This is a genomic window from Amycolatopsis lurida, assembly GCF_900105055.1.
In the GTDB taxonomy this organism is placed as follows: domain Bacteria; phylum Actinomycetota; class Actinomycetes; order Mycobacteriales; family Pseudonocardiaceae; genus Amycolatopsis; species Amycolatopsis lurida.
In genome coordinates, this window is the sequence record NZ_FNTA01000004.1 from 643,016 (window position 1) to 658,470 (window position 15,455).

The 15,455-nt window shown below is 71.5% G+C and carries 12 protein-coding genes; 5 read left to right on the plus strand and 7 right to left on the minus strand.

Features of this window, described 5'->3' with window-relative positions; translation table 11 throughout:
• The first annotated feature begins 9 nt into the window (after positions 1-9).
• From BLW75_RS08095 to BLW75_RS08115, 5 genes are all read left to right on the plus strand, one after another.
• Positions 10-2,733 (plus strand): helix-turn-helix transcriptional regulator, encoded by a 2,724-nt coding sequence (locus BLW75_RS08095; protein WP_034307340.1) that lies wholly within the window; start codon positions 10-12, stop codon positions 2,731-2,733.
• A gap of 107 nt (positions 2,734-2,840) precedes the next feature.
• Complete coding sequence (locus BLW75_RS08100) at positions 2,841-3,209, plus strand: YciI family protein (RefSeq protein ID WP_034307343.1); 369 nt, start codon at positions 2,841-2,843, stop codon at positions 3,207-3,209.
• Positions 3,210-3,456: 247 nt separating this feature from the next.
• Positions 3,457-4,134: a sensor histidine kinase gene (locus BLW75_RS08105; protein WP_034307345.1), complete on the plus strand. Its 678-nt coding sequence runs from the start codon at positions 3,457-3,459 to the stop codon at positions 4,132-4,134.
• Positions 4,135-4,137: 3 nt separating this feature from the next.
• Entirely contained in the window at positions 4,138-4,788 is a 651-nt protein-coding gene (locus tag BLW75_RS08110) for a response regulator (RefSeq protein WP_034307348.1), read from the plus strand.
• Positions 4,789-4,887: 99 nt separating this feature from the next.
• Entirely contained in the window at positions 4,888-5,511 is a 624-nt protein-coding gene (locus BLW75_RS08115) for a response regulator transcription factor (protein ID WP_034307349.1), read from the plus strand.
• A gap of 6 nt (positions 5,512-5,517) precedes the next feature.
• Here the strand turns inward: BLW75_RS08115 and BLW75_RS08120 are convergent, their stop codons facing one another.
• The 7 genes from BLW75_RS08120 to BLW75_RS08150 all read right to left on the minus strand — a co-directional run bounded on the left by BLW75_RS08120 (position 5,518) and on the right by BLW75_RS08150 (position 15,452).
• The gene (locus tag BLW75_RS08120) at positions 5,518-6,837 is read right to left on the minus strand and encodes a COG1470 family protein (RefSeq protein ID WP_034307351.1); all 1,320 of its coding nucleotides are present in this window, start codon (positions 6,835-6,837) and stop codon (positions 5,518-5,520) included.
• 97 nt (positions 6,838-6,934) lie between these two features.
• Positions 6,935-10,984 carry a VWA domain-containing protein gene (locus tag BLW75_RS08125; RefSeq protein WP_034307572.1) on the minus strand — a complete coding sequence of 1,350 codons (4,050 nt, stop codon included), beginning with the start codon at positions 10,982-10,984 and terminating at the stop codon, positions 6,935-6,937.
• A 299-nt stretch (positions 10,985-11,283) separates the two neighbouring features.
• On the minus strand, positions 11,284-12,258 hold the full coding sequence (locus BLW75_RS08130; protein WP_034307354.1) for an NADase-type glycan-binding domain-containing protein: 975 nt from the start codon (positions 12,256-12,258) through the stop codon (positions 11,284-11,286).
• 3 nt (positions 12,259-12,261) lie between these two features.
• A complete protein-coding gene (locus BLW75_RS08135) occupies positions 12,262-12,801 on the minus strand; it encodes a phage tail protein (RefSeq protein WP_034307358.1) in 540 nt (179 codons plus the stop codon).
• Positions 12,798-14,759, minus strand: a complete 1,962-nt coding sequence (locus tag BLW75_RS08140) for a putative baseplate assembly protein (protein ID WP_034307360.1) — start codon at positions 14,757-14,759, stop codon at positions 12,798-12,800. The genes BLW75_RS08135 and BLW75_RS08140 overlap by 4 nt, the downstream gene beginning before the upstream one ends.
• Positions 14,759-15,169 (minus strand): GPW/gp25 family protein, encoded by a 411-nt coding sequence (locus tag BLW75_RS08145; protein ID WP_034307362.1) that lies wholly within the window; start codon positions 15,167-15,169, stop codon positions 14,759-14,761. Before BLW75_RS08145 ends, BLW75_RS08140 begins: the two co-directional genes overlap by 1 nt.
• A gap of 1 nt (position 15,170) precedes the next feature.
• A complete protein-coding gene (locus BLW75_RS08150) occupies positions 15,171-15,452 on the minus strand; it encodes a PAAR domain-containing protein (protein ID WP_034307364.1) in 282 nt (93 codons plus the stop codon).
• Between the last annotated feature and the right edge of the window lie 3 nt (positions 15,453-15,455).

The following is a 15,455-nucleotide window of genomic DNA, read 5'->3' on the forward strand; positions in this document are numbered from 1 at the left end:
GGTGACCGCATGTCGCTGAGGGGAAGGGACGCCGAGCTGGCGCGGGCTCAACGCCTGCTGGCGGACGCGCGTGACGCGCACAGCGGCGTGCTGGCGCTGCGGGGTGCGGCGGGCATCGGGAAATCGGTTCTTCTCGACCACGCTGTGTCGATCGCCGAAGCCGAGGGCATGCGGGTGGTCCGCGGGGCGGGTGTCGAGTCCGATTCCGAGCTCGCGTATGGCGGTCTGCATCAACTCCTGTTCCCACACTTGGATCGGCTGGGCGCCCTGCCCACTCCCCAGGCGACGGCACTGCGGTGCGCTTTCGGCCTGGCCGAGGGAGACGACGCCAACCGGTTCCTGATCTCCGCGGGCACTCTGTCGTTGCTCGCCGCGCTGGCCGAGGACGCCCCTCTGCTGTGCGCGGTCGACGACCTGCAATGGCTCGACCAGGGTTCCGTGGAGGCACTGTTGTTCGCGGCCCGCCGCTTCGTGGCCGACCCGATCGCGATGCTGTTCGCGGTGCGCGAGACGTCGGCACCGGTCGAACTCGCGGGCCTCGAGGCCGTGGATCTGTCCGGCCTCGCCGCGCCCGACGCCGCCCGGCTGCTGGACGACCACGCACCGGAACTCGTCGGACCGGTGCGGACGAGGGTCCTCGCGGAGTCCGGCGGCAATCCACTGGCGATCATCGAACTCGGGTCGTCGCGGCTCGCGGCACGCGATGTCGACGAGTCCGACCCGGCCGAGCAGGTCGGCCCGCTGCCGGTGACCCGCCGTGTGCAGGAGGCGTTCCGCCGCCAGATCGTCGAGCTTCCCGAACCCACCCAGCGCGCGCTGCTGGCGGCGGCGGCGGACACGGCGGCGCCGCTTGCGACGATCCTGCACGTGATCGAAGCCCTCGGCGGCGCGCCCGGCGACCTGGCGCCCGCCGAACGCGACCGGCTGCTCCGGATCGACAGCCGGATCACCTTCCGCCACCCCCTGGTACGGGCAGCCGCCTACCAGGACGCGCCGCTGCACCGGCGGATCGAGGTACATCGCGCGTACGCCGAAGCGTTGCGAGCGGACGCCGATGCCGACCGACGGGCCTGGCACCTCGCTGCCGCCACCACCAAACCCGACGAGGCGGTGGCGGCCGAACTCGAAGAGGTGGCGGAGCGGGCCTGGCACCGAGGCGGCGCGATGGCGGTGTGCGCGGCTTACGAACGTGCCGGCCGGCTCAGCGCCGACCGGGAGCTGAAGGCCCGGCGTATCGGCCGGGCCAGCCAGGCCGCTTTCGACGCGGGCAAGGCCGACCGCGCCGCCCGGCTGGCGGCCGAAGCGCTCGCGCTCACCGCCGACACCGGTGTCCGGGCCGATGCCATCTACACCCGTGGCGCCGTGGAGTACGAACGCACCTCGCCCCGGGCCGACGCGGAGCTGACGCTCGAGGCCGCCGCGTTGGTGCGCGACACCGACCCTGAGCGTGCCGCGCTCACGCTCTACGAAGCCGCGCACGCCGCCCGGCACGGGGCGGCGCACGACCTCCTGCGGCGTGCGGCGGATCTGATGCGCGGGTTCGGCCCGCCGGAACACTGGGCACCCGTCGTCGACGCCCTTCTCGGGTGGGCGGAGCTCTTCGCCGGTCGCCCGGAGCGGGCCGTCGGCCCGATGCGCGCCCTCTACACCGCCTCACCCGGCGGCGGGAACGATCTGATGCAGCGCATCACGGCCGCGATCGGCGGGCTCATGCTCGCGGACGACGACGGCGTCCTCACCGGGACCGAGGACATGCTGGCCGAGGCGCGGGCCACCGGAACGCTGGGGTGGGTCCCGTACATCTTGAACGTGCTCGCCGTGGCGCGGCTGTTCCGCGGCGAGTTCGCGGACGCCCGCGCCTGTGTCGCGGAAGGCGCGGCCGTGAGCGCCGAACTCGGGAACACGACCGAGCGCCTGGCCCACCGTTCGGTGGAGGTGTGGTTGCACGCCGTGTCGGGTGACGAGTCACGCTGCCGGGCCCTTGCCGAGGAGGTGCTCCAGGGGGCCCGGACCCGGCACCGGGTCAACGCCGAGATCGCGGACTGGGGTCTCGGCATGCTCGACCTGTCCGCCCGGCGGTTCGGGGAAGCACTCGACCGGCTCGAAAGGGTGTGCCGGGGACCTGCGAGCCGCGACCTCCTGGTCCGGGCGGTGCCGGATCTGGTGGAGGCCGCCGTGCGCGGCGGCGAGCCGGATCGCGCCCACGGACCCTTGGTGGAGTTCCGGCACTGGGCCGAGCACGTCGACCGCCCGGTCGCCACCGGACTCGTCCTGCGTTGCCGGGCCTTGCTGGCCGACGACGCCGACGCCGACGCGCTGTACGCCGGAGCGCTGCGGCTCCAGGAGCGGAACGGCGGCCCGTACGAACGTGCCCGTACACAGCTGGTCTACGGCGAGTGGCTGCGCCGCCGGCGCCGCCGTACCGAGGCCCGCGCCCATCTCGCGGCGGCGGTGTCCGCGTTCGAGGACCTCGGCGCGGCGCTCTGGGCCGAGCGTGCGCGCGGCGAGCTGGCCGCCTTCGGCGAGCGGGGCGACGAGCCTCGGCGCAGCGGCCCGCTCACTCTGTTGACCCCGCAGGAGTTGCAGGTCGTACGGCTGGCCGCCACCGGTCACACCAACAAGGACATCGCCGCTCAGCTCTTCCTCAGTCCACGGACCGTCGGCCACCACCTCTACAAGGCGTATCCGAAGCTCGGCGTCACCGGGCGCGCCGAGCTGGCCGGCTTCGTCTGACGGCAGGCGGCGGTCGCCGGTGTGCCGGACACCAGTCACGATGACTGATTCGTCGGCGGTGGGCCTCGCCTAGCGTTTCCGGCATCGCCAACGACAAGGAGACGACCATGACGAAGTATTTCCTGAGCCTCCCGCACGACTCGGCCGAGGAGCCGACGATGGAGAACATGGACCCCGCGGAGCTGCAGGAGATCATCGCCGCGGTCGGCGCGTTCAACACCGCCCTCGAGGAGGCGGGCGCGTTCGTGACCGCCGGAGGCCTGCAGCCCCCGTCGACCGCGACCACGGTCGACTACTCCGGGGACACCCCCGTGCTCACCCAGGGCCCGTTCGTCGAAGCCAAGGAATACCTCGGCGGCTTCTGGATCATCGAAGCCGAAAACGACGACGTCGCGATCGAATGGACCAAACAGGCCTCGCGGGCGCTGCGCAGCAAGGTCGAGGTCCGGGCCCTCCAGGAGGAACCCCCCGCCTGAGCGGGCCGACCACACCGGGGCCGGTCATCGCCGGGATGACCGGCCCTGTTCGCGCGGTTTACGTATCGGCCCCAAACCGTTACCCGGGCAGGCGGCAGGCAGGGAAACGCCGGGACGGCATTTCGCGACTAGTACTGCGAGTGACCAGAACGCTACGCGCTTTGGGCTGACGGTTGCGTCACCTTGCCGAGAACTGGTTCCCCCGGATGCCAAGGGATCCAGGTCATGCCGCCGGACGGGGGAGAAAATGCGCCGGACCTTCGTCGTCACCGACGTCGTTCATCCTTCCGGATACGAAAACCGGCTCAAGACGGTGCTCAACGATCTCCACGACGGCCTCGGGCCGACACTCGCCGTGGCGGTGCTCGGGCTGCGCGCCGCCCGCGAACTGCTCGTCCGTGACCGGGCCGGGGCCGAGCGCCTCCTGGCCCGGCTCGAGGAGGAACTCCACGGCGCCATCACCGAATTGCGCCGCATCGTGACCGACGCCCGCCCGCCCGCGCTCGACGAAACGTGCCTCGTCACGGCCGTGCGCCGGTATGCCGGGATGCTCGCCGACCGGGTTCCTGCCGAGCACGGGCCGCTGGGGGTGACGGTCGAGGTCCGCGGTGAGCTGCCGCCGCTGGCGGCCGAGGTGGAGGTCACCGCGTACCGGATCATCCGCGAGGCGCTCGTGAACATCGCCCGCCATTCCGGTGCCCGGCAGTGCGCGGTGCGCCTCTGGCCGCTGGACGGCGATCTGCGCGTGGAGATCGTCGACGACGGAGTCGGCGCGGGCGGCGAGGTGCTGCCCGCGGTCGGCGGGACCGGACTGCGTTCGATGCGGGAACGCGCCGTCGACCTCGGCGGCGGCTGCGTGATGGAGCCGGTGCCCTCAGGCGGCACCCGGATCGCCGCCTGGCTGCCGCTCGCCACCAAGGAGTGAGCGATGTTCCCGCCCCTCCGTGTCCTCGTGGTGGACGACCATCCCGCCTTCCGGACGGCCATCTGCGCGCTGCTCGACGGTACCGACGGCGTCGAGGTCGTCGGCCAGGCTCCCGACGGCCTCACCGCGGTCGCGGAAGCAGGCAGAGCGGAGCCCGACGTCGTCCTGATGGATCTGAACCTCCCGGACCTCGACGGCGTCGAGGCGACCCGCCGGATCGTCAGCGCCTGCCCGCACACCGGTGTGCTCATGCTGACCATGTTCGAGAGCGAAGCCGCGGTGTTCGCCGCCATGCGCGCGGGTGCGCGCGGCTACCTGCTCAAGGGAGCGCGCAACGAGCAGGTCGTCCGCGCGGTGCGGGTGATCGGCGACGGCGAGGCGATCTTCAGCCCGGCCATCGCGAACCGGGTGCTTTCGCTGCTGGGCACGGAGACCCCGCGCGACGAGTCCTTTCCGCGGCTGACCGCGCGCGAACGGGAGATCATGGGGCTCATCGCGCAGGGCATGGGGAACGCCTCCATCGCCGACCGGCTCGTGCTCAGCCCGAAAACGGTGCGAAACCACGTGTCCCACATCTTCCGCAAACTTCACGTCACCGACCGGGCGCAGGCCATCGCCAAGGTCAGGAAGACAGGCGTGGCCCGATCGGAGTAGCAAAACGGGACATATCGGGACTCCGGATCCCTGTTCGCGGAACCCGGTCCGCACGATCCTTGAGAAGGACGAAACGCCGTTGCGGGGAGGGGTTCACCGATGCTCGTCGACCAGATCCCGGTGCTGCTTCATGCCACCGACACCATCACGCACGCGGGTGTCACCGCCGCGCTGCGCTCACGTCCTGAGATCCGCTTCGCCGGCGACTCCGATGAGCAGGCCGTCGTCCTGGTCATCGTCGAGCGGCTGAACGAGGAGGCACGGCGGTTGCTGCGCAGCCTCCACTGCGCCGGCTGCGCGGGGATCGTCCTGGTCGCCGGCGAGGTGGACGACTCGGAGTTGCTGGACGTCGTGGGCACCGGTGTCTCCGCGATCATCCGCCGGGTCGACGCCACCCCCGACACGCTGGTGCGGCTGGTGAAGGCCGCGGCCGCCGGGGAAGGCGCGCTGCCGCCGGATCTGCTCGGCCGTCTGCTGTCCCGGGTGTCCCGGTTGCAGCGGGACGTGCTGCAACCGAACGGCTGGGATCTGGCCGGGATGTCGCAGCGCGAGACCAAGGTGCTGCGGATGATCGCGGACGGCTTCGAGACGAAGGAGATCGCCGGCCGGCTGAGCTACTCCGAGCGGACGGTGAAGTCGATCCTGCACGACATCACCAACCGTTTCCAGCTCCGCAACCGCGCTCATGCCGTCGCGTTCGCCTTGCGCGAGGGGTTGATCTGATCCCGTTCATTCCACTCGGCCGGAGAACGAGACCGACGGGGTGCAACGGCTTCCGCCGCCCGGTGCCTGGCAGCTGACGGCGAGCACGATCTTTTCCCCGGGGGCGAACCGCCATGCCTGCAGCCAGTGGTGGTCGAGGTCGCGGAAGTTCGCGAGCCCCACTTCCAGCAGCACGGTCTTGGTGCCACCGGCGTCGCGCAGCAACCGCAGGGTTCCGTTGTCGCCACGCGGGTTCTGCAGGATCAGGTCGGTGATGACCAACGTTTTCGCGGCATCCGGCAGGGTGTAGGGGAATTCGGCGAACCGGTTGACGTTCGAGTCGACGGCCGCCTCCGCCGCCACCCGGAAGTCGGTCGGTGTCCCGGCGCCGTTGCCCGCCGGGTTGGGGACACCGTTCGATGGCCTGGGGCCAGGAGCCGTGCCGTCGGCCGGCGGGGTCAGCCCGACGGCCTTCATCGCGTCTTCGGAGTTCTGTTTGGCCTGAACGGCGTCCTTCTTCGCCTCCCCCGCGGCGCCACCGGCGTCCTGCGCCGCCTTGATCACCTCCTGGTTCTGCTCCTGAGCGGCTTCCCGGGCAGCCGACTTCACCGCGGGCCTCAGCACGGTGAACCACAGCGCCACCAAGGCCAGCAACAACACCAGCAGCGCGGCCAGCGCCGGCAGCAACCACTTGGGCAGCAACTGGCGCTGCACCATGGTGCCTTCGGTCTTGAGCGGTTCGGCGTCGTCGGCGATGACGAACACCTGGAACCGGTGGCGGACGGGTTGCCCGCGCAGGAACCGTTTCCGCGGCCGGGCCCGCAGGCGGACGAACGCGGCCGTACCCGGCGCGAGGTCGGCCCGGTTCCGTTCGAGCTGGAAGTCGAGTTCGTCTTCGGGGTCGAGCGCGCTCAGTTCGACGGCGACCGGATGGTTCCCGCGGTTGTCCACGGCCACTTCGAAGTCGGCCTTGGCACCGGCCTCCACTTTCGCCGGAACGACTTCGGCGGTCACCTCGGTGAAGGCGGCGAGCTGGAGAGTGCCCTCCTCGACCACCGATCCTGCCGGGTCTTCGCTCGAGAAGACCCTGACACCGAAGGGAATCAGGCCGGCCTGGACTTCGGACGACCGCGGCGGCGAGAACCGGACGACGACCGTCCCCGCCTCCCCTGGCATCAGGTTCACCGTCGCCGGTTCCGCGATGGCCCACGCACCGGGGTCGCCGACCACTTCGATCGCGAACTGATCGACGACCCGCCCGGCATTGCGAATGGTCACCGAGCAGCTGGTCTCCTGGCCCGGTTCCGCGACCAGGCCCGCCTCGGACAGCGTCGCCGTTGCTCCCATACCCGGAAGTCTGCGCGTCCGGAACCGGGCCCGGCACCAGCGGACGGGTGTGCGGCCGTGCGCCGGTCGTTGCCCCTTGGGGCAGTGTCACCTCTCCTCAGCCGCGGGTGATGAACGGCGGCTGCTGGGTGCGGAGCACCACCAGGATCGGATCCGACCGCGCCGTCCCGAATTTCACGCCCCCCACGGAGGTCACGGTCACCGTGCGCGGGCCGATCAGGTCGTGGTGGAAGATCAAGAACGGCGCCTCGAATCTTCCGTCCGCGCGGACGGTGACCAGCCCCGGTGCGGAGATACCCGCCGACCAGGCCAGCCGGACCACCGCGCCCGGCGGGAAGTCCGTTCCCCGCACCCGCGGGACGAAGCCGAGTGTGCCGATCTTCGGATCCAGCCCGACCACCGGCTGCCGGACCACCACGCGCGCGTTCGCCGTGTTGTCACCGGCGTTGTTGTCCGGCCCCGTCGTGCTCACCGCGCCCGACACCGGGCCATCGAAAGCGGCCTTCGCGGCCAAAGAGATCCGGACCGCCACGGTCTGATCGGGCGCCAGCGTCCCGAGCGCGCAAGTGCCGCCGCCCGGCCCACAGCCGGGTGGGGCCGAAGTCGCGGGGAGCCCCGGTGGCAGCTGGGTCACGAGCCGGACGCCCGGCATCGCGGCCTGGGCACCGTTGTGCACCAAGTACGTCAGCACCACATCGTCACCGCCGACGAACAACGGCACCGCCGAGACCGACATCCCGACCGACAAGGATCCGGGGGTCACCGGCGGCGCCGGCTTTTCACCGACCGTCACGACCGCCGTCGCGGAGTTGTCGCGCGTGTCCGCGTCGGGGCCCGTCGTGGTGACCGTGCCGGTCGCCGCCTGCACTCCGGCGACCAGGCCGGTCGCGCTGAACCGCACCCTCACCTCCTCCCCCGGAACGAGCGTGCCGAACGCGCACACCAGTTCGGGAGTGCAGGTGCCCTTGGTGGGAAGGACCGCCGCCTGTCGCAGACCGGCGGTCAGCCGGACGAACAGTCCCACCACGGGTGACGCGGTGGGACCGCGATTGGCGACGACGAACTCGAACGTGGTGAGCCCCTCGAACGGGATCGCGGCAGGCACGGCGGTCGCGCTCACGGCGAGTTCGGGAATCCGCTGGAACGCGGGCTGTTCGGCCCCGCCGGGGCTGTCGATCAGGATCCGGCTCTCGCCGCCGGTGAACGCCACCACCGACACCTGCGGCGGGGACTCACCCGGGAAGTTCGTGTAGGCGACGAGCCCGCCGTCCGGCGACCAGGCCGGATCGTCGACGAATCCCGCGCGCTGCACCAGGATCCGGCCCGGCCCGCCGACGGCGGGAGCGACACAGATCAGCGCGTTGCGGCTCTGGAACGCCAGTGTGGCACCGTCCGGCGAGACGTCCGCCGCTCCTTCCTCCCCCGCACCGCAGCCGGGGCCGAACAGCGACGAAAGCTCACGCTGGTCCCCCGGCACGACGACGTCGGGCGAAGGCTGGGTCAGGGCGACCTGCCACACCGTCTTCCGCCGGGTTTCTCCTGGCGGGACGACGGCCATGGCCGCGGACTCGACGGCGGTGCCGTTCCTCCCGATCGCCGTGCACGTCACCGTGGTGGCTCCGACCGGGAACAGGCTGCCGGACAAGGGTGTGCAGCTCGGGGTGAGCGGGGTCCCGTCCGCGTCCACCGCGCTCACCGGATATTCGATCACCGTGGGGCCGGTTCCGGTCACCGTCCGGTCGTGCAGGGTGATCAGGGGCAGGGCCGGATCTTTGACGCGCACGGTGACGTTCTCGGTGTAGCCCGGCCGCACGGTGGTCTCCCCGTTCACCCGGAACTCCACACGGCAGCGGAGGAAAGAACCCGGTGCGGCCGTCGGGGACACCGTCGCCGTTTCGACGAATCGCGCGTCCGTGCCGCCGGGAACCCGGTGCGGCCCCGGAGGATCGAACGTCATCGTGAGGCCGGGGTCGCAGAAGCTCACCGGCTGGACGCCGACCGGGAGGTCGCCGATGCCGTCGATGATCGCCCGCGCGATCTGGCCGGCGTCGGTACCGGGCGTGAGGACACCGTCGGTCGCCTTGGTGATCGCGGTCGCCTGCCCTCGCGCGTCGAGGCCGTGGTCGGAATCCTCGCTCGACCCGCCGGTGACCGCGGGCACGGCCACCACGCTGATCTCCGCCGCGTTCAGCGCGGCGATCACCGCCGCCCGGACCGGCGAACCCTTCTCCGGTGGGTCTTCATGGCTCGCCGCGTCGCCGACCAGGACGACGATCCGGCTGCTGCCGGGGCGGAAGGTGATGGCTCCGGTCGCGACCTTCTGCAAGGCCAGCAGCCAGTCCTCGGCGGTGTCTCCGCCGCCCCTCGCCTCGATCCGGGCGAACGCGTCGGACAGCAGCTTCCGCTCGGCGTCGGTACCCGCCGGGGTCAGCGGCTGCTGAACGTGGAACGAGCGCGGGATGGGCTGGTTCTTGTCGTCGCCCACGTCGCCGAACGCCGCGACGGCGAAGTGTGCTTCCTTCTCCCGGTCCCGCACGCTGTCGATGACCTGGCCGAGGTTCGTCTTGACCTGCTCGATCACCCCGTCTTCCCCGCCCATGGAGCCGGTCTGGTCCATCAGCAGGACGACATCGGGCAGGGACCGGATCCGGTCGGTCTGCACCGTCTTGGCGATCCGCGCCGAACCACCGCGCCCGACCGGGGCGTCCACCATCGCGGGGTCCACTCTGGACGGTCCCGGTGGCCCGATCCGCGTGGCGGCACGGGTGAGCGTGATCTTGGACCCGTCCGCCGACCACACCGGCTGCGAGTCGTCACCGCGCAGATGCGCCGGGATGGGGATGTCGCCGAGAAGACGGCCGTCCGCGGCGCGCACGAGCCGCACGGAACTGTCGGAACCTTCGCCGACCGTCACGGTCCGGGTGAAGGCGATCTTCGTCGCGTCCGGCGACCATGCCGGATGGCGCTCCCGCTTGCCGTCGCCCCCACCGGTCAGCGGTCGCGGCGCGCCACCGTCGGCGTTCGCCACGACGATCCGGCTGCTCCGGAACTCACCGGTGCCGAATTCCGTGTAGGCCAGCGAAGTCCCGTCCGGCGAGAAAGCGGGATCGGCTTCGTCGGCGTCCGGGCGGTTCGTGAGGTCGCGGCGGTCGCCGCCGCGCGCGTCGGCGCTCCAGATGTCGGTGGTGTCCCCACCGCGGAGCCGGGTGAACACCGGCTGCCCACCGGCGCGGAAGGCCGGTTCGGTCTCACCCACCGCGGGCAGCGCGGAGATCACCGAGACCTGACCTCCGGGGAGGGTGACCTGCTTGATGTCACCGAGCGGATCCGGTTGACGGGTGGTGAAGGCCAGGCGCGCACCGTCCGGCGACCACGCGGGCTCGGACGAGTCGCCGGGCTCCGGCACCGCCCGGGTGAGCGCGCCACCGGTGTCGGCCATGACCACGACGTCCCCCGCGGGATCGAACCTGGTGGTGGTGAACGCGATCCGGGAACCGGTGGGAGCCCAGGCCGGCTGGGTGTCCGCGCCGGGGTCGGCGGTCAGTCGAGTCGGCGCGCCGCCGCTCGCCGGCACGGTGTAGAGGTCACCGGCCGGGTCCTCGCCCGTACCGCTGAACACGAGACGGGCGCCGTCGGGCGACCAGCTCGGCGAATCGTCCGCCGCCGGCCCGGAGGTCACCTGACGCGGACCGCGGCCGTCGACGCCGATCACGAAGATGTCCTTGCTGCCCATGCGTTCCGACACGAACGCCACCGACGAGCCATCCGGCGACAACGCCGGACGCGTGTCGGCGGTCGCGTCGTCGGTCAGGCGCACCGGAACCCGGGCGCCGTCCCGCAGGTACCAGATCTCGCCGTCCCGCTCGGCACCGTCGCGGACGGCCCGTTTGCTCACCCACACCAGGCCGCCGGTGCCCGCGGACGCGTCGGAATCGACGCCCCCGGCGCCCGGCGGCAGCGCCGTCACCGCGCCCTCGCCGGTGGCCTGGGCCAAATCCGTCGTCGCGGCGCTGACGTAACCGACGCGATAGGGCGCGGCGGGTGGTGCGGGCTGCTGCGCCGCGGCCGGCGCGAACACCCCGGTGATCGCCGCTCCGCCCAGCACCGCGACCAACGCGATCGCCGCCACCGCTCGGTTCGGGCGCATGGTCATCCGGTCCTTCCTGCTGACATACCCCGGCACCCGACCCGAGCACTTCGTGCCGTCTCGCGCGGGGGTCGTGAGTGGTGAAGAGGGTTATCGAGAGGTAAGTCGACCGTGGCGTGTTGCGAAAGCCACTTTCGCAACGTTGAACGTTGGGAAAGTGGCTTTCGCAGCGTCAGCGGCCTGCCCAGGTGGCTTAGGTGCCGGACATCCAGCGTGATCCGACTGTCCCTTGTGGATGGTCGAGGTCGTGATCGGCCCCGCAGGCTGGTCTCCGGTTCGCAACACGACACGTTGTCTCCTCAGCCTGCCTCGAACAGCTCGATCTCGGAGATCGCGACGTCCATGCCGTCCAGCGAGCGGTGCAGCCCGACCACGTGCAGTTCGACGCCGGTCGCCCCCGCGCTGTTCTCGATCGTGACTTCCTGTGCGTCCGGCGTATCGGCCAGCACCATGTCGTAGGTCTTGCCGGTGGAGAACACGAGATGCAGGGTCTTCGGCCGGTGCGCGGCCTGGAAGTTCGCGCCGTCACCGGAATGCACGATCGCCTTCCGCAGGTCCACCGGCCGGTCGAAGGTGAACACCAGTACGGGCTCACGCTGGGCGGCCGCCGACCAGAAGGTGTTCTTGGCGTTGTCGCTGACCAGGTTTCCCGGATGGGCGGGCGACTCCGCGCTCGCGGTCACCTTGCTCGGGCGTACCGGGTTCAGCTTCGTTTCGAAGATCCCCGTCGCCTGACTCCACAGGCCGAGCGCGGCGGTGTTGATCGCGCCCCGGAACGGCTGGTAGAGCGCGTAGATCAGCGCCGAGAGCACCAGCATCACGGCGATCACCCGGCGGACGGCCTTGCCGGCGCGGCGTCGCGCGGCACCGGCACGGCCGGCGCGACGGCGGACACCGTCCTTGCCCGGCCGCTCCCCCGCCTTGTGTTCCCGGGGACCGCGGCCGAACAGCCGTCGCCACCATGAGGTCTTCACGACCTCCGACTCGGCGAGGGAGGCGCCACAACGGCCGCAGAAGTTGCGGGTGGGCACGTTGCCCTTGCCGCATCTGCCGCAGATCAGGTCGCCTGGACGGAGAACCTGCTCCTCGGCCGTCCGCTGCTGAGGCTGCCGAACCGGAGCGAGCTGTTCCGCGGGCTGCACGAGCTGCTGCTGGGCGGCCGGTTGGCGCACCGCGGCGGGTTCCTCGTCGTCCCATTTCAGGTACCGGCCGCATTCGCCGCAGAACTCGACGTCGGCGGGGCCCTGATGCCCGCACTCCCGGTAGATGACCATCCGTTACCCCTCCACCACTTCGACCGTGACGCGAACGTGGGCGGGTACCGCGTCCACGACCGTCGCCGTCAGCCCTCGTTCGTCGATCCGCTCCCGCTCGGGCACCCGCACGCGCACGTGGACCCACGGCGGTCCCGGATCCGGGAGCGGCGCTCCGGGTTCCGGCGACGCCACGACACCGCCGCTGTCGGTCACCTCGACCGCGCCGCCGGTCAGCAGTCGCACGTGCTCGGCGAGCCCCCGCTGCGTGCCGCGCCACCGATGCAGCTCGACCGAGCGGAGCACGAGTTCGCGCAACCGGGCCGGGCTCCAGCCTTCGTCGACGCGCAACGCCACCCAGTGCGCCAGCCAGCCGACGAAGTCCTCCGGCGCCAGTGCCGGGTCGAGATAGCCCGAAAAGTTGTCCAACGTGGCGAAGACCGGTGCGAGCACTTCGTCGAGCGCACCGGTGAAACCCTGGACGAACCGGTCTTCGGCGTAGACCGAGGGCAGCTGCTCGCCGATCGGGTAGGGGCTCGGCAGCCCGGGCACGGCCGCTCTCATCCGCCACTCTCCCGGACCCGGACCTGGTGCCCGAACGAGAACGCGAGCGCATGGGGCGGCAGGTCGATCCGGTCGACCTGCTCGCCGCGTTCCCGCGTGACCGGATTGGCCGCGAACAGACGGACGTCCTCGACCAGCTCGACACCGGGAAGCCGTTGCAGCACCGCGAAGACCTCACCCGACTGCACCGGCCGCCCGAACGGCCAGCCATCGCCGTCCGGCCCGCCGGTGAGGGGGTTGAAATAGGCATAGAGCGCCTGCGTCGCCCGCGAGCCGAGGGCGCCGGGAGTGGTCCGGCGGCGCGACCTCAACCGGGCGACGACCGTGACCCCGTGGTAGAACGGCGCTTCCACGGACACGAGGGCGCCGACACAGCGGCGTTCGTCCAGATACCGCTCGATCCGTGTGCGCATCCCGGGTTCGAGCATCAGCGTCGCGAACTTCAGCTCACCGGTGTCGGGAACGGCGGGTACGACGAGGACGCGGATCGCCCCGGTCTCGCGGCCGTCGGCGCCGTGCGCGGGCACGCACCGCACCCTCGCCGCCTCGGGCGCCGCTTCGCGCGCGAGCTGTTCGTAGTCCTCGGCGGTGACGGCGCGGTCGCGGGTGCGCAGCAGCAGCGGTCCGCGTACCGCCGCGTCCTCCACCGGCTCGCCGTCCACCCCGCCGGTCGCCGGACGCCGGTTCACCACGCCGCTGACGAAGGGGATCGGATCCCGTTGCACCTCGAGCACTTCGCGGGCGACGTTCCCCCGCCGCCCACCGCCTGCCCGGTAGGCGGGCACCCGGATCGCGGCGGCCTTGGCCGGAACGGCACCGTAGTACCGGATGCCGCCCTCGGGCTGGCGCACGGCCGGGCCGAACGCGATCTCGCCGGCGACCCGGTCGACCTGGAAGTGCCGATCGTCCGGACCCGACTCGGCGAACGAGGACACCTCCGTCCACTCCTGCCGGCCGTCGGGACCGGACACCTCCACGATCAGCTCGTCCCCACCGGCGACCACCGGACGCCTGCCGAGCGGGAACCGCTGTCCGGGCAGGCCGTCCGAGGTGCCCACGACCTCTCCGCGCACGACCTCGGCGTGCACCGCGCCGACCGTGCCACCGATGGTCGACGCTTCGACCGAGCGCAGCCTCGGCGACCGCTGGAAGAACGGCTGATGGTGTTTCGGTTCCGTCAAGCGGCACCGGATCCAGCCCGCGTGCCTGCCGGCGAGCACCGACACGGTGTGCCCCGGCGGCACGTGCAGAACGACGTCCCCGGGTCGGTTGAACGCGCCTGTGCTGTCCCGGTCGACCTCACCGGCGGCCCAGCCGTGCCCGTCCCAGGCCTCCCACACCCACGGCGGGTCGTGCGGATCGACGCCCTGTCCCTCGACCTCGCAGTCCACCCGCAGCAGCACCGCGCAGCCGGGCACGGCGTCCGACAGTCCGAAGTAGACGGCGTCGCCGGGTGCGGGGCTTTCGGCGAAACACGCGGGTTCGCCACCCACCAGCAGCTCGTCGGTGCGGTCGACCTGCGGCACCCCGGTGTCGGACCCGCCGGTCGCCAGGCCCGCGAGCGAACACGGCACGATCGTCAGAGTCCGCTCCACGGTGAACACGACGGGGTCCTCGACCTCGTCGCGCACACTCGCGACCTGTTTTCCCGCGGAGACGACCACCGGGGTGTCACGCGCCGCCGAAAGCCAGAACGTCACGTCGGCGCGCGCGGCGGCCGGCGGGAACAGCCGCACGCCGATGAGGTCGAGGAACCGCAGGTAGTGCAGGTCCGGCACCCGGTTGAGCCGGTAGAGCACCTGGTCGACCATCTGCGCGAACGTTTCGATCAACGTCACGCCGGGGTCGGAGACGTTGTGGTCCGTCCACTCCGGACAGTTGCGCTGGACCAGGCTCTTCGCTTCGTCGACCAGGTCCTGGAACCGGCGGTCGTCCAGGTTGGGCAGGGGCAGCGACATCACGCACCGTCCTGAGTGGACTCGTGCGCGGGGATGACGTAGAAGGGGAAGACCAGGTTGCGCGGGTCGTTGGTGCCGCGCAGCTGGTACTTGATGTCGATCAGCAGCGTGCCCTGGTCGGCCTCGGCGAACCCGACCACGACGTCGGTGAGCGTGATCCTCGGCTCCCACCGCTCCAGCGCGGTGCGCACCTCGTAGGCGATTTGCCCGGCGGTGGCCGCGTCGGCGGGCGCGAACACGAGATCGTGCACCGCGCAGCCGAACTCCGGGCGCATCGGCCGTTCACCGGGAGCGGTGGCCAGTATCAGCCGGATACTCTCGACGACCTCGCGTTCTCCGCCGACCAAGGCGATCGATCCCGTCGCGTCGGTGCGCACCGGGAACGCCAGTCCCCTGCCGAGAAAGTCCACCTCAGCCTCCGATCAGGACGGTCGGGCAGCCCATGACGATCGGCGCGCCGCAGGCGGCCAGGTCGCCCATGCGCGCTGCGGGCAGGCCGCCGATCAGCACCGTCGGGCAACCCGGCGGTGCGACCGGCGTCGGCGGATGCACCGCGGGCGGCGGGAACGAGCAGGTGTGCAACGTGCCGACGGTGGCGGCGGGCATCCCGCCGATGAGCACGGTCGGCACACCGGGCCCGGCGATGACGCCTGGGTGCCCGGTCGGATCGCCGACCCTCGCGGCTGGTGGCATGTC

Excerpts from the sequence above, each read along its gene's own strand:
- BLW75_RS08095 (WP_034307340.1), top strand. The coding sequence starts at position 10 with ATGTCGCTGAGGGGAAGGGACGCCGAGCTGGCGCGGGCTCAACGCCTG.
- BLW75_RS08120 (WP_034307351.1), bottom strand. The coding sequence starts at position 6,837 with ATGGGAGCAACGGCGACGCTGTCCGAGGCGGGCCTGGTCGCGGAACCG.
- BLW75_RS08130 (WP_034307354.1), bottom strand. The coding sequence starts at position 12,258 with ATGGTCATCTACCGGGAGTGCGGGCATCAGGGCCCCGCCGACGTCGAG.
- BLW75_RS08100 (WP_034307343.1), top strand. The coding sequence starts at position 2,841 with ATGACGAAGTATTTCCTGAGCCTCCCGCACGACTCGGCCGAGGAGCCG.
- BLW75_RS08115 (WP_034307349.1), top strand. The coding sequence starts at position 4,888 with ATGCTCGTCGACCAGATCCCGGTGCTGCTTCATGCCACCGACACCATC.
- BLW75_RS08125 (WP_034307572.1), bottom strand. The coding sequence starts at position 10,984 with ATGCGCCCGAACCGAGCGGTGGCGGCGATCGCGTTGGTCGCGGTGCTG.
- BLW75_RS08110 (WP_034307348.1), top strand. The coding sequence starts at position 4,138 with ATGTTCCCGCCCCTCCGTGTCCTCGTGGTGGACGACCATCCCGCCTTC.
- BLW75_RS08150 (WP_034307364.1), bottom strand. The coding sequence starts at position 15,452 with ATGCCACCAGCCGCGAGGGTCGGCGATCCGACCGGGCACCCAGGCGTC.
- BLW75_RS08135 (WP_034307358.1), bottom strand. The coding sequence starts at position 12,801 with ATGAGAGCGGCCGTGCCCGGGCTGCCGAGCCCCTACCCGATCGGCGAG.
- BLW75_RS08140 (WP_034307360.1), bottom strand. The coding sequence starts at position 14,759 with ATGTCGCTGCCCCTGCCCAACCTGGACGACCGCCGGTTCCAGGACCTG.
- BLW75_RS08105 (WP_034307345.1), top strand. The coding sequence starts at position 3,457 with ATGCGCCGGACCTTCGTCGTCACCGACGTCGTTCATCCTTCCGGATAC.